General features: G+C 41.9%; 23 protein-coding genes. 11 read left to right on the forward strand and 12 right to left on the reverse strand.

All coding sequences use genetic code 11. From position 1 onward, the window contains the following. Positions 1-20 precede the first annotated feature (20 nt). On the reverse strand, positions 21-656 hold the full coding sequence (gene yihA / locus E5672_RS11745; protein WP_136782372.1) for a ribosome biogenesis GTP-binding protein YihA/YsxC: 636 nt from the start codon (positions 654-656) through the stop codon (positions 21-23). Positions 657-830: 174 nt separating this feature from the next. Between yihA and E5672_RS11750 the strand changes: the two genes are divergently transcribed. From E5672_RS11750 to E5672_RS11765, 4 genes are all read left to right on the forward strand, one after another. Then, entirely contained in the window at positions 831-1,454 is a 624-nt protein-coding gene (locus tag E5672_RS11750; protein WP_020742572.1) for a c-type cytochrome, read from the forward strand. A gap of 300 nt (positions 1,455-1,754) precedes the next feature. Beyond that, positions 1,755-2,453, forward strand: coding sequence for a class I SAM-dependent methyltransferase (locus E5672_RS11755; protein ID WP_136782681.1), 699 nt, complete (start codon positions 1,755-1,757; stop codon positions 2,451-2,453). A 127-nt stretch (positions 2,454-2,580) separates the two neighbouring features. After that, on the forward strand, positions 2,581-3,084 hold the full coding sequence (yihI, locus tag E5672_RS11760; protein WP_136782373.1) for a Der GTPase-activating protein YihI: 504 nt from the start codon (positions 2,581-2,583) through the stop codon (positions 3,082-3,084). A gap of 19 nt (positions 3,085-3,103) precedes the next feature. Next, the gene (locus E5672_RS11765; protein WP_136782374.1) at positions 3,104-3,565 is read left to right on the forward strand and encodes a DUF2489 domain-containing protein; all 462 of its coding nucleotides are present in this window, start codon (positions 3,104-3,106) and stop codon (positions 3,563-3,565) included. Between the two features lie 97 nt (positions 3,566-3,662). On the opposite strand, the gene E5672_RS11770 is transcribed toward E5672_RS11765, so the two are convergent. Further along, on the reverse strand, positions 3,663-4,271 hold the full coding sequence (locus E5672_RS11770) for a DNA-3-methyladenine glycosylase I (RefSeq protein ID WP_136782375.1): 609 nt from the start codon (positions 4,269-4,271) through the stop codon (positions 3,663-3,665). 146 nt (positions 4,272-4,417) lie between these two features. On the opposite strand from E5672_RS11770, the gene glyQ reads away from it, so the two are divergent. The 3 genes from glyQ (at position 4,418) to E5672_RS11785 (ending at position 7,934) form a co-directional block, all read left to right on the forward strand. Beyond that, positions 4,418-5,323: a glycine--tRNA ligase subunit alpha gene (gene glyQ / locus E5672_RS11775; protein WP_014947716.1), complete on the forward strand. Its 906-nt coding sequence runs from the start codon at positions 4,418-4,420 to the stop codon at positions 5,321-5,323. 2 nt (positions 5,324-5,325) lie between these two features. Next, positions 5,326-7,404 carry a glycine--tRNA ligase subunit beta gene (glyS, locus tag E5672_RS11780; protein WP_136782376.1) on the forward strand — a complete coding sequence of 693 codons (2,079 nt, stop codon included), beginning with the start codon at positions 5,326-5,328 and terminating at the stop codon, positions 7,402-7,404. A gap of 86 nt (positions 7,405-7,490) precedes the next feature. Continuing rightward, positions 7,491-7,934, forward strand: coding sequence for a hypothetical protein (locus E5672_RS11785; protein ID WP_136782377.1), 444 nt, complete (start codon positions 7,491-7,493; stop codon positions 7,932-7,934). 761 nt (positions 7,935-8,695) lie between these two features. Here E5672_RS11785 and E5672_RS11790 read toward each other — a convergent pair. The 5 genes from E5672_RS11790 to E5672_RS11810 form a co-directional block, all read right to left on the reverse strand. Further along, positions 8,696-9,313, reverse strand: a complete 618-nt coding sequence (locus tag E5672_RS11790) for a hypothetical protein (RefSeq protein WP_136782378.1) — start codon at positions 9,311-9,313, stop codon at positions 8,696-8,698. After that, positions 9,310-10,158: a hypothetical protein gene (locus E5672_RS11795; protein WP_136782379.1), complete on the reverse strand. Its 849-nt coding sequence runs from the start codon at positions 10,156-10,158 to the stop codon at positions 9,310-9,312. The genes E5672_RS11790 and E5672_RS11795 overlap by 4 nt, the downstream gene beginning before the upstream one ends. Positions 10,159-10,171: 13 nt before the next feature. After that, positions 10,172-10,690 (reverse strand): lecithin retinol acyltransferase family protein, encoded by a 519-nt coding sequence (locus E5672_RS11800; protein WP_136782380.1) that lies wholly within the window; start codon positions 10,688-10,690, stop codon positions 10,172-10,174. Between the two features lie 86 nt (positions 10,691-10,776). After that, a complete protein-coding gene (locus E5672_RS11805; protein ID WP_136782381.1) occupies positions 10,777-11,112 on the reverse strand; it encodes a YegP family protein in 336 nt (111 codons plus the stop codon). A gap of 164 nt (positions 11,113-11,276) precedes the next feature. After that, positions 11,277-11,501, reverse strand: a complete 225-nt coding sequence (locus E5672_RS11810; RefSeq protein WP_136782382.1) for a DUF2188 domain-containing protein — start codon at positions 11,499-11,501, stop codon at positions 11,277-11,279. A gap of 87 nt (positions 11,502-11,588) precedes the next feature. Here E5672_RS11810 and E5672_RS11815 point away from each other — a divergent pair, with 87 nt between their 5' ends. Both E5672_RS11815 and E5672_RS11820 read left to right on the forward strand, forming a co-directional pair. Then, the gene (locus E5672_RS11815; RefSeq protein WP_136782383.1) at positions 11,589-11,957 is read left to right on the forward strand and encodes a helix-turn-helix domain-containing protein; all 369 of its coding nucleotides are present in this window, start codon (positions 11,589-11,591) and stop codon (positions 11,955-11,957) included. Beyond that, a complete protein-coding gene (locus E5672_RS11820) occupies positions 11,947-12,774 on the forward strand; it encodes an ImmA/IrrE family metallo-endopeptidase (protein ID WP_136782384.1) in 828 nt (275 codons plus the stop codon). Before E5672_RS11815 ends, E5672_RS11820 begins: the two co-directional genes overlap by 11 nt. 474 nt (positions 12,775-13,248) lie before the next feature. Here the strand turns inward: E5672_RS11820 and E5672_RS11825 are convergent, their stop codons facing one another. From E5672_RS11825 to E5672_RS11845, 5 genes are all read right to left on the reverse strand, one after another. Continuing rightward, positions 13,249-15,090 (reverse strand): TniQ family protein, encoded by a 1,842-nt coding sequence (locus E5672_RS11825; protein WP_136782385.1) that lies wholly within the window; start codon positions 15,088-15,090, stop codon positions 13,249-13,251. Further along, positions 15,087-16,061 carry a TniB family NTP-binding protein gene (locus E5672_RS11830; protein WP_136782386.1) on the reverse strand — a complete coding sequence of 325 codons (975 nt, stop codon included), beginning with the start codon at positions 16,059-16,061 and terminating at the stop codon, positions 15,087-15,089. The genes E5672_RS11825 and E5672_RS11830 overlap by 4 nt, the downstream gene beginning before the upstream one ends. Beyond that, positions 16,058-17,989: a Mu transposase C-terminal domain-containing protein gene (locus E5672_RS11835; RefSeq protein WP_161569401.1), complete on the reverse strand. Its 1,932-nt coding sequence runs from the start codon at positions 17,987-17,989 to the stop codon at positions 16,058-16,060. The genes E5672_RS11830 and E5672_RS11835 overlap by 4 nt, the downstream gene beginning before the upstream one ends. Next, on the reverse strand, positions 17,943-18,686 hold the full coding sequence (locus E5672_RS11840; protein ID WP_136782388.1) for a TnsA endonuclease N-terminal domain-containing protein: 744 nt from the start codon (positions 18,684-18,686) through the stop codon (positions 17,943-17,945). The genes E5672_RS11835 and E5672_RS11840 overlap by 47 nt, the downstream gene beginning before the upstream one ends. 167 nt (positions 18,687-18,853) lie before the next feature. After that, on the reverse strand, positions 18,854-19,231 hold the full coding sequence (locus tag E5672_RS11845; protein WP_136782389.1) for a helix-turn-helix domain-containing protein: 378 nt from the start codon (positions 19,229-19,231) through the stop codon (positions 18,854-18,856). A gap of 499 nt (positions 19,232-19,730) precedes the next feature. On the opposite strand from E5672_RS11845, the gene E5672_RS11850 reads away from it, so the two are divergent. Then, positions 19,731-19,934 (forward strand): helix-turn-helix domain-containing protein, encoded by a 204-nt coding sequence (locus E5672_RS11850; protein WP_136782390.1) that lies wholly within the window; start codon positions 19,731-19,733, stop codon positions 19,932-19,934. Positions 19,935-19,946: 12 nt separating this feature from the next. Continuing rightward, positions 19,947-23,060 (forward strand): type I restriction endonuclease subunit R, encoded by a 3,114-nt coding sequence (locus E5672_RS11855; protein WP_136782391.1) that lies wholly within the window; start codon positions 19,947-19,949, stop codon positions 23,058-23,060. Positions 23,061-23,069: the final 9 nt, after the last annotated feature.

Raw genomic sequence — 23,069 nt, forward strand, 5'->3', positions numbered from 1 at the left:
CTTAATACACATTATTGAGATTATTGAACTTCGTTGTCAGAGTCTTCAGCGTCTTCTTTTTTGTCTAAGCCGAACCACGTGTCCAAAATACGCTCTAGTTCTGGTAAACCATGCTTATTTAATGACGAGAAGGTTTGAACGGTAACATCGCCCATAAATGCCATTGCCGCTTCACGAGCCATTAACAGCTGCGCTTTGCGTTTACCGCTTTTCAATTTGTCGGCCTTAGTAAGTAATGCAAGTACAGGAATATTTGACGCCACAGCCCAATGAATAAGATCTTGGTCTAAATCTTTAAAAGGATGACGAATATCCATTAGTACCACTAAGCCTTTCAGTGATTTACGTTTTTGTAGATATTCACCTAGTGACGCTTGCCACTTCTTTTTCATAGCGACAGGTACTTTGGCAAACCCGTAACCTGGCAAATCAACTAAGCGCAAGTCTTCTTCTAACTCAAATACATTGATTAATTGAGTACGACCCGGCGTTTTACTGGTTCTGGCCAAGTTTTTTTGACGCGTTAATGTGTTAAGCGCGCTCGATTTACCCGCATTTGAGCGGCCAGCAAACGCTACTTCAATTCCGGTATCATTTTTTAAATGACGAATGTCTGGTGCACTCGTAAAGAATTTTGCTTTGGTGTAATACGACATCTAGACTTACCTCCACATGCGTCACAACCTTCGGTTTACAGTTTTTTAATGAATAAACCAGCTAAAAACCATAGTTTTATCATGGAATAGGTTTTTCTGACGCGTTAAATGTGTAAAATACGCATGATATCACGTATATCACGCGAGCCGTTGGATCCATTTAAGAGATTTATTATGAAAAAACTGTGTTTGTTGGTATGTATGTCTTTAGGTTTAAGCGCAACTGCTATGGCAGAAGGCGATGCCGAGGCAGGTAAAGCGAAATCTGCAGTATGTGCAGCCTGTCATGGCCCTGATGGCAACAGCATGATTGACATGAACCCAAAACTTGCTGGCCAGCATGAGAAGTACATTGTTAAGCAATTAACCGAATTTAAACTTGCCTCTCAAACAGGTGGCGAGGAAGGTCGTAACAATGCTGTGATGAACGGCATGGCTGCTCCACTATCAGAGCAAGATATGAAAGACTTAGCCGCTTATTTCTCTAGCCAAGAGCCAAAAGCAGGCGAAACGCCAGAGCAATATGTAGAAGCTGGGCGTGCGCTATATCAAGGTGGTGATGAGTCACGTGGCGTTACTGCATGTATCGCTTGTCACGGTCCTAAAGGCAATGGTATGGGTCTAGCAGGCTTCCCTGATATTAGCGGACAGCACGCAACGTACACTGCTTCACAATTGAAAGCATTCCGCTCTGGTCAGCGTCATAACGATATGAACGGCATGATGCGAGATATTGCGATGAAATTAACTGACGAAGATATCGAGATTTTATCTAACTATATCGCAGGCTTACACTAGGCCTAACCGTATTTACACATTGTTGTTAATTTTTTGTTACCAAAAAAGTTGTATTTTAAAATTATTCGTGTAATCTAACGGCGTAGTTTGTAGGTGCCTTTGAAAAGCTACAAGCTAAATAACAAGAATAATAATAAAAATGCAGCATGGAAGACGGGATAAAGAGCCACGAGGGCCAAAAACAACAATACAGCTCTGCTAACAATAAAAATAAGGGGAGCACGGCTAGGGAAGCAAAATACACATAGATGTGTATAACGGGAGAGGTGTCATCTGACACTCATACAATGTAAGGTGATGGTGAAAACCATCACCTTTTTCTTTTTCAGTCCCTTTATTATTAACTTTTCTATGTCTTGTCCTTTATGCCAAAGCGCTGATACATCATCTCATTACCATACTGATAAAAAGCGGGACTACCTTCAATGTAGTCAGTGTGATCTTGTATATGTCTCTCCAGAGTTCTTACCTTCAAAACAGATTGAAAAGCGAGAATATGATCTTCACGAAAATAGTTTTGAAGACGAAGGGTATCGAACATTTTTAGGCAAGGTTCTAACACCACTTACCCCATTTATAGAAAGTGCGAAAAGCTCTGAACTTGTGGGGCTAGATTTCGGTTGTGGTCCGTCACCTGTGTTAGCAAGTATGCTAGAACAAAAAGGGCTCAAGATGAGTACTTACGACCCCTTCTATGCCAATGACCAAAAGGCACTAGAGAAAAAGTACGACATTGTGACATGTACAGAAGCAATCGAACACTTTCACGCCCCTCATACGGAATGGGCGCTTTTTAACGCACTCATCGATTCAAGTGGCGTTCTTGCCATTATGACTAAACGCGTTATTGATAAAGCCAGGTTTGAAAATTGGCACTATAAAAATGATATCACTCACGTAAGTTTTTTCAGCGAAACAACTTTTCAATATTTGGCACAGCGGGATGGCTACGACGTCGATTTTCCTGCTAATGATGTTGTTATTATGAGAAAACGCTGAAGCATAAAAGCGTAATTCCTTTATTTAGCCGTATTGATTTTACTCAGCGTACCCAAAGATCAATACGTAGACGCTAATTCGCGCTATAATAGCGCTGTTTTTTCACTCTCTTTGTTATTTGGAAATTATGGCACGTTCAAAGAAATCACGTAAAGTCGGCCTAATCGGCGTTCGTAAAGATCCTGACTTTAAACCAAGCGAAAACCGCAAATCAGACTCGCCTCGCCCTAAAAAGCATAAAGGTAAGCCCGCAGGTAATCGCCACAATGTTGAACAGAAAAAAGTGACGGGCAAAAAGAGTGCTGAGAATAAAGATCCGCGCCACGGCAGTAAAAAGCCTATTCAGCTTGTAAAAGCAGTGACGCCTACCCCGGTCCAAAAGAAAAAGTATGCGACACCTGCGCAAGAACTGGCAGCACTTGAAGCAGACCGACGCTTGTCAGATTTACTAGATAAACTTGACGACGATAAGCCGCTAACCCGTGAGCAGCAAGCTTATGTCGATGAGAAGATGGCACGCCACCGCATTCTTTGTGACCTGCTAGGAATAGTAGAAGACGATGATGAAGACGACGATATGGATCCGTTTAACGATTTAGACGCTATTAATATCGACGACTTTAAGCACTAATAAAAAACGGGAAAAAGTCATGCTTTGGGCAGTACTTTCAGGCATCGCGCTACTCATTATTCTTGGACTTGGTTTTTACGCCGGCAAACTGTTGTTTATGCTAAAGCAGCAAAAAGAGCGACAAGAAGCCGCTAGGCAGTCGCGCGTTGCTACTATCACAGACAGTATCATTGTGATAGCCAAGGCAATGGAGCAACAGCAGTGTGATTTATCAGAAGGTGTTATTCGCATCGTGAATTTACTTAACGCCCTTCCCATAAACTCACCACCGGACTTTAAAGCGCAGTACCCTCAAGTTCACGCGCTTTTCACCGAGGTCAGTGGATTTGCCATTTTGGAAGCAAGACAACAGCTACCGAAAAATGAGCGAAGAAAGCAAGATATGGCCCGCGAGCAGATTGAGTCGGAATACGAATCTAAGGTGTTAGACGAATTACCACCGCTAAAGGCGTATTGTGAGACGCTTATAGCCAGTAAATAACGAGTAAGCGTTTTGCTGATATAAAACAAATTAGTATCAAAAAAGCCGACTACAAAATGTAGTCGGCTTTTTTTTGACACGGTTACCTGTGGCTATGTCACTTTATCGCGAGCTCGCAGGTACGCTCGTAGCAATGACACCCTACTTCGTGGTCATTGACCATACCCACAGCTTGCATAAAAGCATAGCAAATCGTTTCACCTACAAAATTAAATCCGTGCTTTTTAAGTGCTTTTGACATTGCCTTTGACGCATCGGTTGATGTGGGTGCTTGCCTGAAGTCTTCCCACGCGTTAATAACCGTACGTCCATCTGTAAATTGCCAAATGAACTCACTGAATGGCTGCGAGGCTTCAATAGTTAAAAAACCCTTGGCATTTTTGATAACCGACTCTATTTTGAGCTTGTTTCTGATTATGCCGCTGTTCTGCATCAGCCTGTCGACATCAGCGGGGCCCATCTCTGAAATTTTCTCAGGGTCGAACTGATAGAATGCCTGCTCAAAATTCTGCTGTTTTTTCAAAATAGTCAGCCAGGATAAACCGGCTTGCTGTCCATCGAGGCATAACTTAGCAAACAACGCGCGACTATCTAGCTCGGGTACACCCCATTCGTTATCGTGGTACGCTAAATAAACAGGTTCGCTGCTCACCCAACCACAGCGGTGCAAAAGCGTATTTTTTTCTATTTTTGTTTGATTGGGCATGACTTAAGATTAAATCCTTGTTGTGAAGTGGCATATTGGCCTTATTCGTGACGTTTTTTCACCCTTTACACCTACATACTATGCCTCACAAATTGTATACTATCCCACCTTTATTTTAAGTCAGATAACTAATAAGCAGCGGATGTATGCAGAAATACGATATTAAGACCTTTCAAGGGTTGATCCTTGCGCTTCAAGATTATTGGGCGCGTCAGGGCTGCGTTATTATTCAGCCTCTGGATATGGAAGTGGGTGCCGGTACTTTTCACCCTATGACGTTCCTACGTTCTTTGGGTCCAGAGCCAATGAGTAGCGCCTATGTTCAACCGTGCCGTAGACCAACCGATGGTCGTTACGGTGAGAACCCGAACCGCTTACAGCATTACTATCAGTTCCAAGTAATGCTAAAGCCTTCACCTGATAATATTCAGGAGTTGTACTTGGGCTCTTTGAAAGAGTTAGGTTTCGATCCGCTGGTTCATGACATTCGCTTCGTAGAAGACAACTGGGAATCACCCACGCTTGGTGCATGGGGGCTAGGTTGGGAAGTGTGGCTAAACGGTATGGAAGTAACACAGTTTACCTACTTCCAGCAGGTAGGCGGTCTAGAGTGTAAGCCTGTTACCGGCGAAATTACCTACGGCTTAGAGCGGCTCGCCATGTACGTTCAAGGTGTAGATAGTATCTACGACCTAGTTTGGACTGACGGCCCTATGGGCAAAGTAACCTACGGCGATGTGTTCCATCAAAATGAAGTAGAACAATCGACGTATAACTTCGAACACGCCAACGTCGAAGCCTTATTTAGAACTTTTGATGAATGTGAAGCAGAAAGCAAAAAGCTTATCGAAAACAACCTTCCACTTCCTGCCTATGAGCAGGTTATGAAGGCCTCACACGCATTTAACTTGCTTGATGCTCGTCATGCTATCTCAGTGACTGAACGCCAGCGTTATATTCTTCGCGTTCGAACGCTTGCCAAAGCGTGTGCAGAAAGCTATTACCAAGCACGTGAAGCACTTGGCTTCCCGCTATGTAACAAGGAGGCATAAGCGTGCGTACAGAAAATTGTTTAGTTGAATTAGGTACTGAAGAGTTACCACCAAAAGCGCTTAAGTCTTTGGGTGAAGCCTTCGCCACACAGTTTGAAGCTGCGCTAACGCAAGCTGACTTAAGCTTTGACTCAGTAAGCTGGTTTGCAGCCCCACGCCGCTTGGCCGTTTATGTTTCAGGTCTAGCTGAAGGTCAAGCTGACAAGGTAGTAGAGAAGCGCGGCCCAGCAGTATCAGCCGCGTTTGATGCTGACGGTAACCCTACAAAAGCTGCACAAGGTTGGGCTCGCGGTAACGGTATTGACGTTGCTGAAGCAGAGCGCCTTGTAACTGACAAAGGTGAATGGTTACTTCACAAAGCCCACGTTCCGGGTCAATCAGTTGCAGAGTTATTGGAAGGCCTTATAAACCAAGCGGTAAGTAAGCTACCTATTCCAAAGCCGATGCGTTGGGGTAATTACAATACTCAGTTTATACGCCCGGTACACACCCTTTGCGTGCTTTACGGAAGCGAAGTCGTTAACGTTTCAATATTGGGCCTAACAAGCGGCCGTGTTGTTCAAGGTCACCGATTCCACGGCGAAGGTCGCTTTGAACTTGATCATGCTGACAATTACGCCTCTGCCCTAGAGCAACAATTTGTGCTTGCAGATTTTGAGGCGCGTAAAGATAAAGTGCGTCAACAGCTTGAAGACGCAGCGCAAAACTTGTCGCTTAAGCCAGACTACAATGAAGACTTACTGGAAGAAATTGCATCACTTGTAGAATGGCCGGTTGTACTTCAAGCTGGGTTTGATGAGGCTTTCTTAGCAGTACCGAAAGAAGCACTTATCTACACCATGAAAGACGACCAAAAATATGTGCCGCTGCTAGATAGCAACGGTGCACTTTCAAACACTTTCTTGTTTGTAACGAATATCGAAAGTCGCGATGCGTCTCAAGTCATTTCTGGAAATGAAAAGGTTATCCGCCCTCGTCTTGCAGACGCAGAGTTCTTCTTTAATAGTGACAAAAAGACGACATTAGAAAGCCGCCTTGAAAGCTTAGAAACCGTGTTGTTCCAAAAACAGCTTGGTACGCTAAAAGAAAAGTCTGAACGTATATCTGCCCTATCGGCATTTATCGCTTCGCAAATAGATGCAAATGAAACACAAGCCGCACGAGCGGGTCTTCTAGCTAAAACCGACTTAATGTCGAACATGGTTATGGAGTTCCCAGACGTTCAAGGTGTTATGGGTAAATACTATGCGCTAAACGACGGTGAAGATGCGCCTGTTGCAGAAGCACTGTATGAACAATACATGCCGCGTTTTGCTGGTGATACTCTTCCTAGTTCAGGCGTTAGCGCGTCGGTCGCACTTGCTGACAAACTAGATACTCTTGTGGGTATTTTTGGTATTGGCCAGTTACCTAAGGGTGATAAAGACCCATTTGCGCTTCGTCGTGCAGCTATCGGTGTATTACGTATTGTCACTGAGCTGTCACTGCCGCTAGATCTTGAAACGCTAGTAACCAAAGCTATCGATGTGTATGGCGATAAGTTAACAAATGCTGAAACCCAATCTCAGGTTGTTGATTTTGTATTGGGTCGATTTACTGCGCTCCTACAAGATCAAGCTATCGCCATTGACGTTATTCAGGCTGTTGCTGCTCGTCGCCCTACTAAGCCAGCTGACTACTTAGCCCGAGTTCATGCGGTAGATAAATTCAGAGCATTGGAAGAAGCCGAAGCGCTAGCTGCGGCTAACAAACGTGTAGCAAACATCCTTGCTAAGCAGAACGTTGAAGTAACAGACACCATCAATATTGATGAGTCATTGTTAGCAGAAGACGCTGAAAAAGCGCTTTACGTTGAGCTCAAAGCTGCTCAGAAAGAAGTGGATATTGCTGTTCCTTCACAGGACTACACGCGTATTCTTACTGCGCTTGCAACCTTACGAAATGTAATCGATAACTTCTTCGATAACGTAATGGTTATGGCTGATGACGAAGCGGTTAAGAATAACCGACTTGCTTTGCTGTCGCTTTTAAGGCAACTTTTCCTTACTACCGCGGACATATCAATTCTCGCGAAGTCGTAGGCTTGTAAAAGTTAATACGGTTTTAAGCCGTTTAGAACAAAAAGCCCAGCTTCTGAATGTTGGGCTTTTTTATTATTGGAGACGCTGTGAAAAAGTTATTAACTATTGCTTCTTTGTGTATAGCCCTATCGGCATGCTCAAGCAGTGGAAGCTTTAAAATCCCAGAAATAGCACCGGACGTGCCACGTATTCAATTTGAAAACATGTTTCTTAGAGGCGTGTTTAATTGGTGGGAAGCGGACCCAAGCTACAAGTTCAAACGTTCAGGCTCTGGTTGGACAGTTGATGTAGAACTCATTGCTGACGGACAACCCTATGACTTTAGGTTATCTGACGCAAAATGGACGCCCTCACAGAGCTGTGGCGGCAAATATAAAGGTCAGCCTGTAATGCTAGGCTCTACCGTTTATTTAGTCTGTGAGCAGGGCTCAGAGAACTTGCAATTCACGCCCTCATCTACAGGCACCTACCGCTTTACTGCAACCTCAGCAAGTGCTGGAGAAGTCGCCTTGGTGGTTTCAAAGGTTTAAACTTGATGCCGTATCTTCGCGGCATCACATTGCTTTTATCATAAAGTAAATTGTTCTCCCCCGTTTAGTTTCACTAATACTTTCTCTGCTCTACCTGAATAATTTGCCAGTGTTCTTAGGCAAAAAAAAAGCGACCCGTTGGTCGCTTTTTTCAATTAGTATGTGGGATCTCATAATCCTTGCAAAAAAGAACACCTGTTTTTAAAAGCGTTGCGCGAACTATGAGAATTTTTCAGAATCTGAAATTCTCATAATCTCTTCTAAATTCCGCAAAGATTCTCATAATTGCTTCTAAATCCCTTACCATATACATGTCGCCAAAGGTGTTGTCAGAACAATCAGAGGGACAACATACTCGGATGTACAAGCTCAGAGCGCTTTTATCCGAGCACTCCCATTACAAATAAGTATCTCTGCCGCCTGCCACTCTCGTAATTTACCGTTATGCGTCGGCGGAAATTTCAACAACACCGGCTCATCACCAATGTTTATATTCCGCTCAATGAACTCAATGTCATTACACCAAATTCTGAATAATTCGTCACCGACACCCTTTAAAACATTTTTCATGATAACTGATTCATAAACTCCTTGTTTCTCATAACGAGTTTGTTTAACGTTGCCTTTATCGCATTAGTAATGCCTAAACTCATAGATAATGGTTGCAGACAATCAAATTTAGAATTGACGTTTCAGTAACAAACTAAGCACTAATTAAAAAAATCAGGCTAAAAAAAGCTTCAAAGAACATTGAGAATGCTTTAAGGCACTAATTGTGAGTCTTGCTCAATCCACAGCAATAAGAAAACTATTCCGGCAAAAGAAAAACTGACAAAAGAGCGAACCACCCAATTTAACTGCCTCAGTTTCAAGTTATATCTGCTTCCCCAGCCAACAAGGTAACTCAAATACCAAACAACAAAGTTCAGTACAAAAATGACGAAGAGCAAATAACCAGATAGGGGCACCAATATCCAAAATCGCCATACTTCTATTTGTCCGTGGATCTCCGGTATTAAAGTTAAAAACTGCCCAAGCAACAAGCCAAAGCTTAAACAACCAATTGCATACACATTTTTCAATAACGTACTGGCAGCATCGGAAAGCAGTTGATTCCTTGGAAACGCGAAAGAAAAGCTCATCAAAATCAAACCAAAGCAAGCTAGCGTATTCCAGAGTATCGGACCAACTCCTTGTTCTATTGCTGTTTGCAAATAATTGGCAGGCCCCTTTCCGTCTAGCCACTTTACAAAGTAGACCGACAATATCGCTGGAATACACCAGTAGAGAAAGACCGAAAGTGGTTGTTTTACCTCTTCCATGCTTACTGAAAAATCACTTTTGCGGAGTTTTTGATACTCTCGGCTAATAGAAATCATGCAGCTTCAGTCTCACGGTTTGACAATTTATACAACTCTCCATCATGCTTTATACGCGGTTTTTCTAGAGAACATTGCCGTATTAACTCATTAATAAAAATTCGAGTTCTCCTTTTGCTATAAACATTTTCCCCGTTAAATCTTTCGAAAAACCTCTCCGTCGCTCTTGCGATAGCAATTAGAAAATACTTTACTTCTAAGTAACCAATAAAAATCACTGTGGGAAAATAGAAAAATATCCATACTAGTTGTTCTGGCGATGCTTGACCGTAAAACTCCAATACCGATGTTAATGTTACGTCTTCTTTAACACTCAATGTAGCTACCATTGCAGAAAGCATGAGAAACATTGCCAACACTCGCGGCTTTGAATCCTCTGCAAAGACCACATTCACAAAGTCTTTTACTGATAGGTCACTAAACCCTCTGTACTTTTCTCTTAAAAGAGAAGCCTTATCAAGCGATTCCGCGAGTTTCAAATAGTCTGTGCTTTTAGGCGCAACACATGTTTCAAACCATTTAGTTTTTAGCTGATATATTTTGTCTTCTCTAGAACTTAAAAACTTCTTCGCGCGCTCAACGTTTAACTTTTCTTTTTCAAGTGAAAGCTTAATGCTTATAGCCACTGCAAGTAGAAAACTCACTACGAAAAATGCAAACCTAGAACTTTTTGACGACACATACCACTCGACTTCAAGCAGACCGACCATTGCAAAAGTAGTGAATAATGCAAACATAGATGCTATTGCAAACATTGCGAAAAAAATCGGAGATTTAGCAAACAAACCACGCGTCGATACGAAAACTTCATAATACTCATTTACTATGGAATTCATATTTCTCATGTAAGTCTCCTCATCATCCAATATTGCCTTCATTATGATTTAAAGAATTACTTGCAGCAGGTTGGCCGCGAGAGGCATAAACAGCTATACCTCCGGATATAACCAATAAACATAGCATAGAGCTTACACTTATTTTCTTAGACGAAGCGGAGACTAACAACAGAGTTATAGCACTACACAAAAGAGTATTTTCTAGTTGTCGAGATTTCGCTTTATCTAAGCGAATAAGGTTTACAAAATGTTCGCAATTGGCACTGAGTATTGAGTAATCCCACTGACCGATCCATCCTCGAGCTCGATCAATTAAAAAAAGAAAATCTTCTGGTTTACCTATATCGCCGACTTTATAGGAATGACGGCCTTGGGTCACCGTATCAAATTTCTCTTCTTTCACGGTGCCATTTCGTCTGGTCGCCGAAATTAGCTTGTATTGGTTGTCATCACACTTTCGGTCACTCACAATGGACCAGTGCTGATATCCAAGGAAATCAGTAACAATAACTTCTCCTGGTCGATAATCGTTCTTTTTCATAATTAACTTCCTTCAAAGAATTTTAATTGTGATACGAGAGAAAAATAAGTAAGCCATGAACTTTTAGTGCATGGCCAACCTACAAGTTAACTCGCTTTTCTTATCACGTTCGCTCTTGGTCCATAACGCTTTACAGAACTAATTCCATTTTCTCTTGCTTGGTTGCTAGAGTAAGTCTCACTAACCCCTATTGTTTTGCCATTAGATGCTACTAGCGTAAAATACGGATGGCTGGCGGAGCTTATTAAGCGTCGATAATTGTTGTCATATGGACTGTGCAAGCGGCAAGAATGAACACCATTTTCTGCACTTTGATAGGATGTATAACCTTCACTTTGAAGGACTATTTCGTTGTTTGGTGCGACCAATCTAAAATAGTATTGTCGATTTGAACCTAAGAATATTTCATATCTTTCAGCCATAATTCGGCTCCCTAAATTTAAATATTATTGACATGATCAGAACAAGCACTCAAACTTTAGGCTCCTACACCATCGCTAATGAGCAATTGTTCTATGCGTTAATAACAATCTTTATCGTCTGAGATTGTTATATTTCTTCTAAGGAGCGCTCATTTGATTGAGCGTTATCCTTTTGGAGGAAATGGGTCGCTTCCATAACTACTCTTTTCTCTAATCTGTCCATTTTTTCCATGAACTAGCATTTCAGAACCCTGATTTTGCGCTATTTGTCTTGCACTACGAATAGCGTCAGTCTGAGTCGAGAAAACTTCTGTCGCGCGCTGGTTGCCAGCGCCTTTTACAGCCCAACCGTTAACATGGGGCACTACGTGTTGATTTTTACCATTCATATACACACCTAATAAAGAAGATAAACAAATACACCGTCGTTAGATTAATCTAACGACAAGAAAAAGTAAAGACAAAATATTACACCTATGTTAGATTTATCTTACCGCGTGAAAGAATGGAATTTTATAAGAATGTCATTGGGTTCAAAATTAAAAGACTTACGTCTAAGTAAAAGAAAATCTCTACAAGAGGTTGCTAACAGTGTTGGCGCTTCTAAGCCTCACATATGGGAACTCGAAAGAGGTACATCTAAGAACCCTTCTCTCGAGCTTCTAAAAAATCTAGCAAAATACTATAGTGTTACCATAGACTTTCTTACAGACGATACTAGTGAAAACGACAGAGTACAGGCATTTGCTCGTAGTATTGCAGAAAAGAACTTATCTGATTCAGATTTGTTAATATTGGATAACTTAGCCAAGGAACTGGACAAAAAAAATCGAGATGCAAATTAATCTAAATTTATTGGAATTGGCAGATTACGAAACCGCACAAGATATTACCGAAGAGATTTTCAATCAAAATCCTAATGTAAAATTTCCTATTAATCTTGAGCACATCGCCTCTCAAGTTGGGATTTCTGATATTCAGTACCTTCCTTTAGAGGGAATAGAGGGGGCTTTAATTGCTAATGATGTTAAATCTGAAGGGATAATTGCGATTAGTGAAAACATTATCCCTACAAAGCGCCGTTTTACCCTTGCCCACGAATTGGGGCATTTCTTAATACCAAGACATGGTCATAGAATGCAATGCACTGTAAAGGATATGGCTAAGAGAGACGCTCATAACGAATACGTCGATATGGAAGCCGAAGCAAACCTTTTTGCCTCACTACTCTTGATGCCGCCCAAATTGATTAATGAGCGGCAACTTATTTCTGCAAGTTCTAATATTCAAAATATAGTCGACCTTAAAAGTACTTTTGACGTTAGTCTTCAGGCTTGTGCAAACAACTACATAAATTTGCATCAGGATCACTTGGCTGTCGTCTACACATATAATCGCACCATCTTGTATGGGTTAAACTGCGATTCGAACCCTTTTTGGTTAGTTGCGAACAAAAGCTCAAGCGTTCCAGCCGATAGCCAGCTAGCAAAAATCAACCTTAACAGCTCTGAAAAATTCCATAGTAATGAAGTGAGATTGAGCACTTGGTTTTCTGTTAAACAAGAATCTTGTATCGGAAAGACAATCTTAGAAGAAACTTTTGTTCAGGAGAATGGGTATGCAACTACTCTTTTGAAAGTAATGGATTTAAAAAATACATAATTTTGATTGAATTCGTTTCAAACCTTGTTTCTTTTTAGCAAGCACTGGGGCAGCTAGTCGTTTTGGTTACTCGGTGCTAGAAGTAAATATCTTGACTGTATTGAAATATCGGCATTATTTCTTACTTCAAAACACAGAAATTTATGAAGTGTTATTAGCCACACTATCGTTGCTATTCTAACAACATTGATATCGACTCATTTGATACTAAACTTCTGTTGCAGGCAATCGTTCGTAGTCGGCTTTACTAGCCATGAATATAATCCCCTATCATCTATTTTAACAAAAATTCGAAAAAATAGACGTACCGAAACGTTTCATAATATGATAACAAATCAGGTTTTAGTAAAACATTTAAGGGGTTGTGTCCACTTCCCCATTAATGAGACAGTGCTGAACCCGACATTACTGGTCCTTTTCTTTTTCAGGGTTAATTAACAGAACCCCATCGCATGCTGACCACGAAAAGTTCGGTTAAAAACTTACATCATTCCAATCTAAAAGATTACGGACATAGGCATAAATCATCGGTGCATCCACAAACTGATACCTCTGATACAACTTACTCCTAAGCTTATAGTTTTTATCATGGTCAAAGGGCATAATACCGAGTTCAGCTAGATGTCGATATAAATCCCTGGGGCTCATCTCAAGGACATTGGCCAGTTTCGCCCCTATAACAAATCGCGTCTTAAACTTGTGGGCAAACTCTAACGGAATCACTCTCTCGTCAGAGTTGTTGTCAGTCTCGTAGCTCTTGATGAGCTTATGCTTTACTAACTGCGACATGAATTCAGGATGTAATTGCAATTTGCCCGCCATTCTTGTTGCTGAAATGTGGTGGTCTGGAGTGATCCTTTTAATGAGACTGATTAAATCACGATGACAAAGTACCAGGCCTCTTATACCTAATGCCTCATCGTCTAAGTAAGACAATAAGTTGCCGACTCTGCATTCTTGCAGAATAGTTAAAAATAAGTTGGGTATATCACCACCGTATTTTTTCATGGCAACAGGTAAAAGAATCGACTTGGGCATCAACTTAACTTTCTTTGGCGTAAGACTTTTCAAATATTCGACTATCTCACTTTTTGCAATCCTCCAATGTGAACATCGTCCAGGCTCTGGCGGAACAGCGGATAAGAACACTCCGCTGTTACACATTAGCTGCATTTGAGACTTCGTAACCCCAAGTAAAATAGCAGCTTCTGTAGCATTGAGTTGCTCCAGCAAAAAGCTAAGACGCGTTTCTAAATGGGGACGGTATATCAGTGAAAAGGTTCTCCCGCCTTTTTTCTGTCTATCACAAGCTATTAATCCCTCTTTTGTCGCAAGCCTGAGTTTGGATACTGCAACTGAATACTCTTTAGATGCTACCTTCAATGGGAGCCAAACGTTCCCATTGATTGTCTCCTCACTGAACAAGCTATTTCTTTTTGTCGCATAGACACTACGTTTCGTAATTTCTGCTTCTAAAACATCTTTGTACCGTTGAAAGCACGCTTTTTTTGCTTCCTTATAAAAAGATCGGTAAAAGATAGTGAGTTGGTCAACTTTGTGACCTTTGCCGCCCATCTTTTGCAAAACACCAAGCAAAGCAATAAACATCGCCTTGCCCCCAAGCAAACCGCGAGCGACATCCTGGAGGGCATCGAGTGCTTGTTGCATACTATTTAATTTTGTACTGGTACCTGTTTTTTTAACATCGTGGTTTGGTGTAAGCCGCGAGAACAAGCTGACTAGCGATACTCGCTCCTCAAGAGTTAACTCATGGTCAGCCGGCATAAGCTGCTCTCTGTTTTGTTCAGGTACAGCACCGTCCTCAATAAACCGCTGAAGTTCTAGTAGCTGTTTAGATGCTCTAACAGTACTTTGCACACCGTACGGTGCACCACAAACACACTCGTGAAGTTTAGCTTTGAAGAGGTCTGTGTCTGCACAACATGTTGTGCAAACATCCACCAAATTAACCTCATGTTTTACGCATGTTACCGAGGTTTTAAGGTGCCAAGTAGCTCTCCATATTTTATCCTCGCTGATACAAATAGGACAAAACCTAGCTTTTTTAACTAAGTGGAAATTCTCTAACTGGAAGATGCGAAGTGCTGCTTCATCTTGCTCAGCCTGTTTTGTCCAATCCTCTTCGGTAAGGTAGTCGACGAGCTGACTCAAATTTCTTGAAACCCTATCTTCAGCATTTTTGTACAGCCAAGTATGTGAATCATAGTGGTTTAACAAAGCAAGCCGTTTTAGATAAAACAATGGGGATTCGCCAGCCTCTATCGGCGGGTGTATAGGAGGCTTTTTCAACGTCATTTGAAGCCCCCCTTGGTTTGTCGCATGGAATCCCGTTCTACTGCATCGTGGAACGGCATGTTCGGCTTATCCAAAAATTCCCAAGTGAATGTATTACTAAATGGATTTTTAGACCTTTTGCATTCCTGCCAAATCGCTTCGTTGAAGGCTAATTCAAGTGTTTCACTAGTTATCCCCTCATGCCCCATGTCCATTGCGATTTCATAGGCTGTGATCAATATCTTTGTGACGTAATCAATAATCCCCATCGTCGCAAAATAGAATCTTTTTACTAAGTCCTCAGTTAGCGCAAGAGGACTCTTAGTCGCCAAGCTTTGTTCTAATTGTAAAATGACACCACCAAAGATTTTGGTGCTTTCTGGATCAGTGATAGAGAAAGGCGGCAGGTACACTTTTTGGCTAAACCGTCTTTGCAGTTGAGTGTTTATCGAAAGGAGGGTAATACTTCTTTTCAGCCCCATCAAAACGAAACAAACTTTCGAGTCCTCCATAAGTGATTTCAGCCAATCCGAGACTTCTTTTGCTGTAGACGGTCCGCAGTGGTCAACAAAATGCTGAAGCTCATCCACAATCAGCATCATCACTTTCTTTTCTCTAAACAGGTCCTTTATCCTATTGGTTTTTTGCGTTGCAGTACCGCGATAGAAATTAGGGTCATCGAGCTCTACTAAAATCGTTTCGGCCATGCTTTTTACAGTGGGCTTGGACGGCGTCTCTACACACACAAGTGGCTGTGCTATACACACAGAATCATTCATTGGTGGATATTTGACCTTCAGGTGATTTTTGAGTGTTGTTTTACCTGTACCAGGATCTCCAAGGCATAATATATTTTTACTCACGTTCGCAGCAATTTTCGCCCTCAACGCTTTTTCAATTTGTTCAGAGGCTTTTTGATAAGATGGATGAACGACGATAGTGTTTTTGGTTTTGGCGATATGCTTAAAAATGTTCTCTTCGCTAATCATCATAGCGCCTCATCCAAGGTAGCTGAAGCGAATTGGACGACATCAAATGACTCAAAACTGTCAAACACAGTGTCTTCGAGCGGTGCTGGTTGTAGGCGCTCTTGGGAAGAGCTATTTTGATTAGGTTGCGTGAGTTGTGCCGCCTTTCTTCGTTTCTTTTGTAATCTATTCGATTTAAGCGATTTGATATCTTCGTTAAGCCTGTAAACGTGCTCCAAGACTGCCTTTTTATTCTGTTCACCCAGCCCCTTGTCGATGAGATTTTTTCTTATATGCTTGTGTTGTCTGAGGGATAATCCAGTTGCGTACTCAGGTGTAATACTTGGAACACAAATATAGTCTCCATTTTTATCATCCAAGACCCATATTCGACCTAAATCTTCAGGATCGGCACGCACAATAACGTCATAGTTATCATGTCTTCTGCATCTTAAGGCTCGCAAGTCTGCCGAGTTGTAAAACATACTGAAAATCTCAATGCCTTTGTGAGTCAAACGTCTTGTTTCCTCATGTGTCATGCAAAACGCCAGTGCCGCTTCACTTTCGGGTAAAATCGGGGACACAGACTCAAGCCCTTCGTTCCACATTGCAAGAGGAGTCCTTTTTGTCTTTGTGTGGACTCGGTTGTGGTAGATATCAACAATCCAGCGGGATACAAAGCTTTTGAGTTCTTTTTCTGTCACACATGCATAATCTTCAGATTTATAGTCTCCTCTTTGCTGTATTGAGCCAAATGTCGTTCCTGGTAAATGATGGCAAACTTCTCTATTAATAGTTCCCACCATTCTTTCCACAGTGCCTTTGTATCTAGCCTCACCTTTAGGACAAAATTGAAGATTGATACTCAGTTCTGCGCATAGTCGTTTAAATGTTTCTGCGTGGAATTCTGAACCATTATCGCAGATGAGATTCACTGGAATACCATACGCAGTCCATTCGCCTGTAACATCATTTAGATAGGGTGCATTGCTTTCTTTGGGCAAAATTGCATGGCGTAAAGCCCTCATCACAGCAACTAACGAGGGAGGCTCAAACCCTATGTAAAACCCAAGTATCATTCGAGAATACACATCAATTAGCAATGTGATGGTAGCCCGGCCTAGAACAACTCCTGTACCCTCATCAACTAAACAAACGTCAACAGGCGAATGATCAACTTCTACTCGCTCTAAAATCATACTTGTCGATGGTCCTGCTCCCGTCGAACGAAAATGCTTGTCTGCGACTTTTTTACCTTGCCGATGTAACATCGTTTGGTATTGGTCAAGTCCGTTTATTATTCTGTAAAACTGAGCTTTTGAAGGGAATTTGAGTGGCGTCGGTCTCAGCCTGTTGAGAAGCTCTACTTTATGTTCGAGCAGCCGATAAACATGCGACGGTGTGGGTTTATTATTAGAAAGATACTCCTCTTCAATAATCGCTTTAATTTCATCTATGATTATTGAACCGAAGCGGCGTGTACCCGCTTTTCCTGGCCTCCTTTTTCGTAGTGACATGATATCGCCACCGGAGCAGTGATATCTTTTCCACCATTTATAAACCGAATCCATCGATGGAATTTTTTTTAAGCCGAAAGTTTGGCCTGTCTCAGCTATCACGCTCTGTAAGCCAACAGTCGTAGGCTGTTTCCCAAGTAGTTGTATAGCTTTTTTTATAAACTTGAGTCGATAAAAAACGATGTCTCTGTGCTCCGGATCCAAAGATTGCAAGTCTTTACTAAATCTTGCGCTCGGAGTGGAACTAGCATTGACACCTATCAAGCTCAATTCTCCCTTAGTGTGAAGTTGCAATAATTCTTCAACGTGTTTGACAATAACGTTCAAGTTTTCAATATTCTCCAAGTACACCTTGTTTTGAACCTTGCGAACAATTTTGAAGCTTTTGCTATTCAAAGTCAGGTGCGAACCGGCATGAAAAGATGATACTTTCATCGCTGTTATCCTCATTGGTAAATGTCATTGACGTTTCAGACAGGGGTTGACTAAGGTCGACTTGAGCATGTCCATGAGCAATGAATGCAAAAGCTTTAGGCGATGAACCAAGCATCTTCGAAAGTGCAAAAATAGGCGCTTTACGCTTTTCTTGTAACCACGCCTTCATCCCGCTTACTTCGATATTACTGATTGTTAATTTGCTGTAGTGTTTCAGTATGGTGAGATTAGTTTGGAAGTTAGTTACACGTATCTCTCTTTCAGTGAGAACAAAGAAATCCGCTTTTTTCTCTAGCCGAATTATCTCTGAAAACTTCGCTAATTTACTTTTCAGACAACCGTCTTTTAGATAGCTTTCCGGTTTGATTTCAACGTATGCCACCCCTCCGCATCTAAAGCTAAGCTTGAAGTCGGGTGTATAGCTGACTGATTTACCTTCCTCTTTTAACTCGAATTTTTCTGGTTGTTCGAAATAGGCAACTACTCCTTTTGAAAATTCAAACAGTGCACACGCATCTCTCTCTAGCTGTGACTCCCAGGCAACAGACCTCTTGTTTTTCCAAGACGCATAGTAACCAACAACCCGACCTTTCGATCGGCTGACAGGCTCTCTGCTTCTTATGTGCGGTTTAACTGCGTTTTGTCTTGACGCAAGCTGTAACGTTGCCGTCACAGCAAAATCATTAATTTTTCGCATGATTATCCCTTACCAATAATGGCAATAATTAATTTCTGATTATTGTGATGCTGGAAACAGGGATTTGACGACGAGAGATAGGCGGTACATAATCTTGCTTGCGAGGGTAAGTATTATGTACTTGCTATCTCTAGTCGGGCCGGCTTCCAGTCGGTCCTGCTAGTTCCTCATAAGATACCTCTCTCTGATTTTATTTCGTCTTCTATTTTCAATGCCATTTTCATTAGCTGTATTTGGCTTGATGTAAGATTACCAACGTAGTCTTTCATCATATACAACAGTTCAAACTCTTCCCTTGATGCATTATTAGGCGCTCTTAGGCTAAAACGGCTAAGTTCAAGGTCGTTTTTCAGTCGTTCAGTGTCGTTTTGATTTAAACGAAGACAATCAATAATTTTTTCCAGGAGCGCTTCGGAAGGTAACTTGCGGCTATTTTCTAGCGTGCTTATATAGTTTGCACGAACACCCACCATAGAAGCCAAATCTGTTTGACTCAAGTCTCTATTGCGTCGGAGTGTTTCAAGTGTTTTGGAAAAAGGGGTCAAGTGTGCGACTTCAACTGATGGCGTAGTTTAATTTGCACTTATTATATTGGTAATGATCGTCACCGCAATTAGTATTTTTATAAACTATTGAATTATAAGCATAATGTGTATATTAACATACACACCCAAATTCACTCGTTAAGATTCAAACTTAGGAATAATATGAATGGTATCTGAAAGGAACATAGGAGTTGTCGCAGTTAATACAATGTTGACTACAGACCGCTCCGCTACTGCAATTCATTCGCAAGCGAGATAAAACGACAACAGTATCGATTTTTAAAACACGTTACCGGTTAAGCTAAAAAAGACATTTCGTTAGCAAAAAAATATACACACTAATTTTTTTCAAGATGATGATATGTTTGTTATGAAACATCGAGGCTATTCTGATAGCCAACCGTGCATAATGTAACTTCAACTCACAAGATGCTAATTAAATATTAAAATCGTGATATGCTCTTTGGTAATGTACAACCAACACAACAGAGGCAGAGCCATGATCCGCTGTCACCTCGCCCGAATGATGGGCGAGCACAAGATGCGTATTGCCGATGTAGCCAGAGAAACAGGGTTAAGCCGCGCAACAGTCACGTTACTGTACAAAGAAACTGCCCAGAAAGTAGATTTGGGTGCGATCGAAAAACTTTGTCAGCTGTTTGAATGCCAGGTTGGTGACTTACTTGAGATGACACCACAATAAACAAGGAATGTTATGAAATTTAATGAAGATTCTCGCGTAAAAATTCCAGCTATTTTGCATTTAATGCGCCTCGGCTACCAATATCTATCACTCAAGGGGCAAAGCTGGGACCTCGACACTAATATCTTCCCTGACGTATTCAAAACCGCTATCGGAAAAATTAACCCTGGTATTGAAGATGCTGAAGCCGGTCGTTTGCTTGAAGATGTCAAACTATTACTTGATAACGAAGACCTAGGCAAAGCCTTCTTTGAGCGCTTGTCAGAGCGTTCAAATACCAAGCTGATCGACTTTGAAAACTTCAATAACAACAACTTCCATGTTGTTACCGAGCTAACGTGTCAAAACGGCGATGAAGAATTCCGCCCAGACATCACGCTGCTTATCAATGGCATGCCGCTGGTGTTTATTGAGGTGAAAAAGCCCAATAACCGCGAAGGTATTTTGGCTGAGCGTGACCGCATCAATAAACGCTTTCAAAACTCTAAATTCAAACGTTTTGCCAACATCACCCAGTTTATGATTTTCTCCAATAACATGGAGTACGACGACGGCGATCCAGAACCTGTACAAGGTGCATTCTATGCCAGCAGTTCCTACCATAAGCCGGTATTTAATTATTTCCGCGAAGAAGAAATCTTAAACTTAACCGCCTTGCTGAAGCCCGTATCGGATGATGACGAGCTAAAAGTCTTAAAAGACAATAATCTGGAAGTGATCCACAGTAATCCAGAGTTCCAAACCAACAAGCAACCCGAGCGCCCAACTAACCGCATTTGTACCTCTTTACTCAGTCGTGAACGCTTAGCCTTTATTTTGCGTTACGCATTAGCGTATGTGTCCGAGTCAGACGGGCTACAAAAACACATCATGCGTTACCCTCAGTTGTTTGCCACCAAAGCCATTGAGCGCAAGCTCAGCGACGGCGTTAAAAAAGGCATAATTTGGCACACCCAAGGCAGTGGAAAAACCGCCCTAACGTTTTACAACGTACGCTTTTTAACCGACTACTTCCAAAAGCAACAGGTCATTCCAAAGTTTTACTTTATTGTTGACCGCCTAGACCTATTGCAACAAGCGCAACGCGAATTTACCGCCCGTGCTTTAACCGTACACACCATCAACTCACGGGATGCCTTTACCCGTGACATCAAAGCCACACAGGTGATCCATAACCATTCTGGCAAGCCAGAAATCACTGTGGTGAATATTCAAAAGTTTAAAGATGACCCTGATGTAGTTAGCACCAAAGACTATGACGTAACTATACAGCGCGTGTACTTTTTAGACGAAGTACACCGCAGCTATAACCCCAAGGGCAGTTTTTTGGCCAACTTGAGCCAGTCAGACAGCAACGCCATAAAAATAGGCTTAACCGGTACGCCGCTATTGGGGGATGACTACAACTCACGCGCCTTGTTTGGTGATTACATTCACAAGTACTATTACAACGCGTCCATTGCCGACGGCTACACCTTGCGGCTCATTCGTGAGGAGATCAGCACACAATACAAGATTGAACTGCAAAAAGCCCTCGAAGAAGCCGAAGTGAAAATGGGCGATGTGGATCGCAAGCTGATTTACGCCCACCCAAGCTTTGTTGAGCCAATGCTGGCTTACATTGTCAGTGATTTTGAAAAAAGCCGTGGCGCATTAAACGATGCAACGATTGGTGGCATGGTTATTTGTGACAGCTCAGACCAAGCCAAGCATATGTTTGAAATTTTCAGTGGTGTTTATGCGGATACGCCTATTCTGCCGAAAACAACTAGCTCAAAATCCGAAGTTCTAGAAGCTTCCGAACCAATGCCAACGGCTTATTCGGAATCTGTTAAACAAGCAAAAAAAGTAAAAAGCGCCGCCTTGATTCTGCACGACATCGGCACCAAAGAAGAACGCAAAAACTGGGTAGAAGATTTTAAAGCAGGCAAAATCGACTTTTTATTTGTTTACAACATGCTGCTCACTGGCTTTGACGCCAAGCGCCTGAAAAAGCTCTACCTTGGTCGGGTGATCCGCAAACACAACTTGCTACAAGCACTGACTCGAGTGAACCGTACTTACAAAGACTTCCGCTACGGTTATGTGGTCGATTTTGCTGATATTCGTAAAGAGTTCGATGCCACAAACAAAGCCTATTTCGATGAATTACAGGCGGAGCTTGGCGATGAGATGGAGCACTACTCACACCTGTTTAAATCTCAGGAAGAGATCAAACAAGAAATCGAGCATATCAAAGACGTACTGTTCCGTTTTGATACCGACAACATGGAAGAGTTCTGCAACCAAATTAGCCAAATACAAGATCGCGACACCGTACTGGCGCTAAAGAAAGCCCTAGCCGATGCTCGCAGCTTGTATAACTTGGTCCGGTTGCAAGGCGAGTATGACTTTCTTGATGAGTTGGATTTTGCCAAGCTCAACGTGCTTTACCGTGAAACCAGTAATCACTTGGACTTACTCAATCTTAAAAACGACTTAGAAAGCGGTGAAGACACCAGTAACCTGCTCAACCGCGCATTAGAAGAGGTGATATTCAAGTTTTTAAAAATCGGCGAAGAAGAACTGGTACTGGCCGACAAACTGAAAAACACCCTGCGCCAAACTCGTGAAGCCTTGGCCAGCAATTTTGATCAGCAAGACCCGCTGTTTATTAGCTTAAAAGAAGAGCTAGAGCGGCTGTTTAAGAAGAAAAACTTAAGCGAAGTAACTCAAGATGAAATGGTGGCCAACATAGACGCGCTGAATAAAATTCATGACCGCGTGAAAGAGCTCAACCGCCAAAACAACCAACTGCGGCAAAAATACTTAGGCGATGCCAAATACACACGTATTCACAAACGCCTGCAAGAGCGCCAACAAAGCCAAAACGACATCAGCGAATCTGAACGGAAAATATTCGAAGCATTGGCAGGCGTAAAACAAGACGCCGACGAGCAAGTGCTCAACAACAACCAAGTATTGGATAACGAAAGCTACTTTGAACGGCAAATGATGCCGCTGGTGATTGGCCGCTTTATGAAAGAACAAAACATCAAACTCAACGCCGACGCCTCACGATACATTAATCACCTTATCGTCGCCGAATATTTAAAAGAATTTAATACTGGCAGCCAAGCGTGGTAATGCGAGTAA

Source organism: Alteromonas portus, assembly GCF_005117025.1.
In the GTDB taxonomy this organism is placed as follows: Bacteria; Pseudomonadota; Gammaproteobacteria; order Enterobacterales; family Alteromonadaceae; genus Alteromonas; species Alteromonas portus.

Excerpts from the sequence above, each read along its gene's own strand:
- yihA (WP_136782372.1), bottom strand. The coding sequence starts at position 656 with ATGTCGTATTACACCAAAGCAAAATTCTTTACGAGTGCACCAGACATT.
- E5672_RS11750 (WP_020742572.1), top strand. The coding sequence starts at position 831 with ATGAAAAAACTGTGTTTGTTGGTATGTATGTCTTTAGGTTTAAGCGCA.
- yihI (WP_136782373.1), top strand. The coding sequence starts at position 2,581 with ATGGCACGTTCAAAGAAATCACGTAAAGTCGGCCTAATCGGCGTTCGT.
- E5672_RS11765 (WP_136782374.1), top strand. The coding sequence starts at position 3,104 with ATGCTTTGGGCAGTACTTTCAGGCATCGCGCTACTCATTATTCTTGGA.
- E5672_RS11770 (WP_136782375.1), bottom strand. The coding sequence starts at position 4,271 with ATGCCCAATCAAACAAAAATAGAAAAAAATACGCTTTTGCACCGCTGT.
- glyQ (WP_014947716.1), top strand. The coding sequence starts at position 4,418 with ATGCAGAAATACGATATTAAGACCTTTCAAGGGTTGATCCTTGCGCTT.
- E5672_RS11790 (WP_136782378.1), bottom strand. The coding sequence starts at position 9,313 with ATGATTTCTATTAGCCGAGAGTATCAAAAACTCCGCAAAAGTGATTTT.
- E5672_RS11795 (WP_136782379.1), bottom strand. The coding sequence starts at position 10,158 with ATGAGAAATATGAATTCCATAGTAAATGAGTATTATGAAGTTTTCGTA.
- E5672_RS11800 (WP_136782380.1), bottom strand. The coding sequence starts at position 10,690 with ATGAAAAAGAACGATTATCGACCAGGAGAAGTTATTGTTACTGATTTC.
- E5672_RS11805 (WP_136782381.1), bottom strand. The coding sequence starts at position 11,112 with ATGGCTGAAAGATATGAAATATTCTTAGGTTCAAATCGACAATACTAT.
- E5672_RS11810 (WP_136782382.1), bottom strand. The coding sequence starts at position 11,501 with ATGAATGGTAAAAATCAACACGTAGTGCCCCATGTTAACGGTTGGGCT.
- E5672_RS11815 (WP_136782383.1), top strand. The coding sequence starts at position 11,589 with ATGTTAGATTTATCTTACCGCGTGAAAGAATGGAATTTTATAAGAATG.
- E5672_RS11820 (WP_136782384.1), top strand. The coding sequence starts at position 11,947 with ATGCAAATTAATCTAAATTTATTGGAATTGGCAGATTACGAAACCGCA.
- E5672_RS11825 (WP_136782385.1), bottom strand. The coding sequence starts at position 15,090 with ATGACGTTGAAAAAGCCTCCTATACACCCGCCGATAGAGGCTGGCGAA.
- E5672_RS11830 (WP_136782386.1), bottom strand. The coding sequence starts at position 16,061 with ATGATGATTAGCGAAGAGAACATTTTTAAGCATATCGCCAAAACCAAA.
- E5672_RS11835 (WP_161569401.1), bottom strand. The coding sequence starts at position 17,989 with ATGAAAGTATCATCTTTTCATGCCGGTTCGCACCTGACTTTGAATAGC.
- E5672_RS11840 (WP_136782388.1), bottom strand. The coding sequence starts at position 18,686 with ATGCGAAAAATTAATGATTTTGCTGTGACGGCAACGTTACAGCTTGCG.
- E5672_RS11850 (WP_136782390.1), top strand. The coding sequence starts at position 19,731 with ATGATCCGCTGTCACCTCGCCCGAATGATGGGCGAGCACAAGATGCGT.
- E5672_RS11855 (WP_136782391.1), top strand. The coding sequence starts at position 19,947 with ATGAAATTTAATGAAGATTCTCGCGTAAAAATTCCAGCTATTTTGCAT.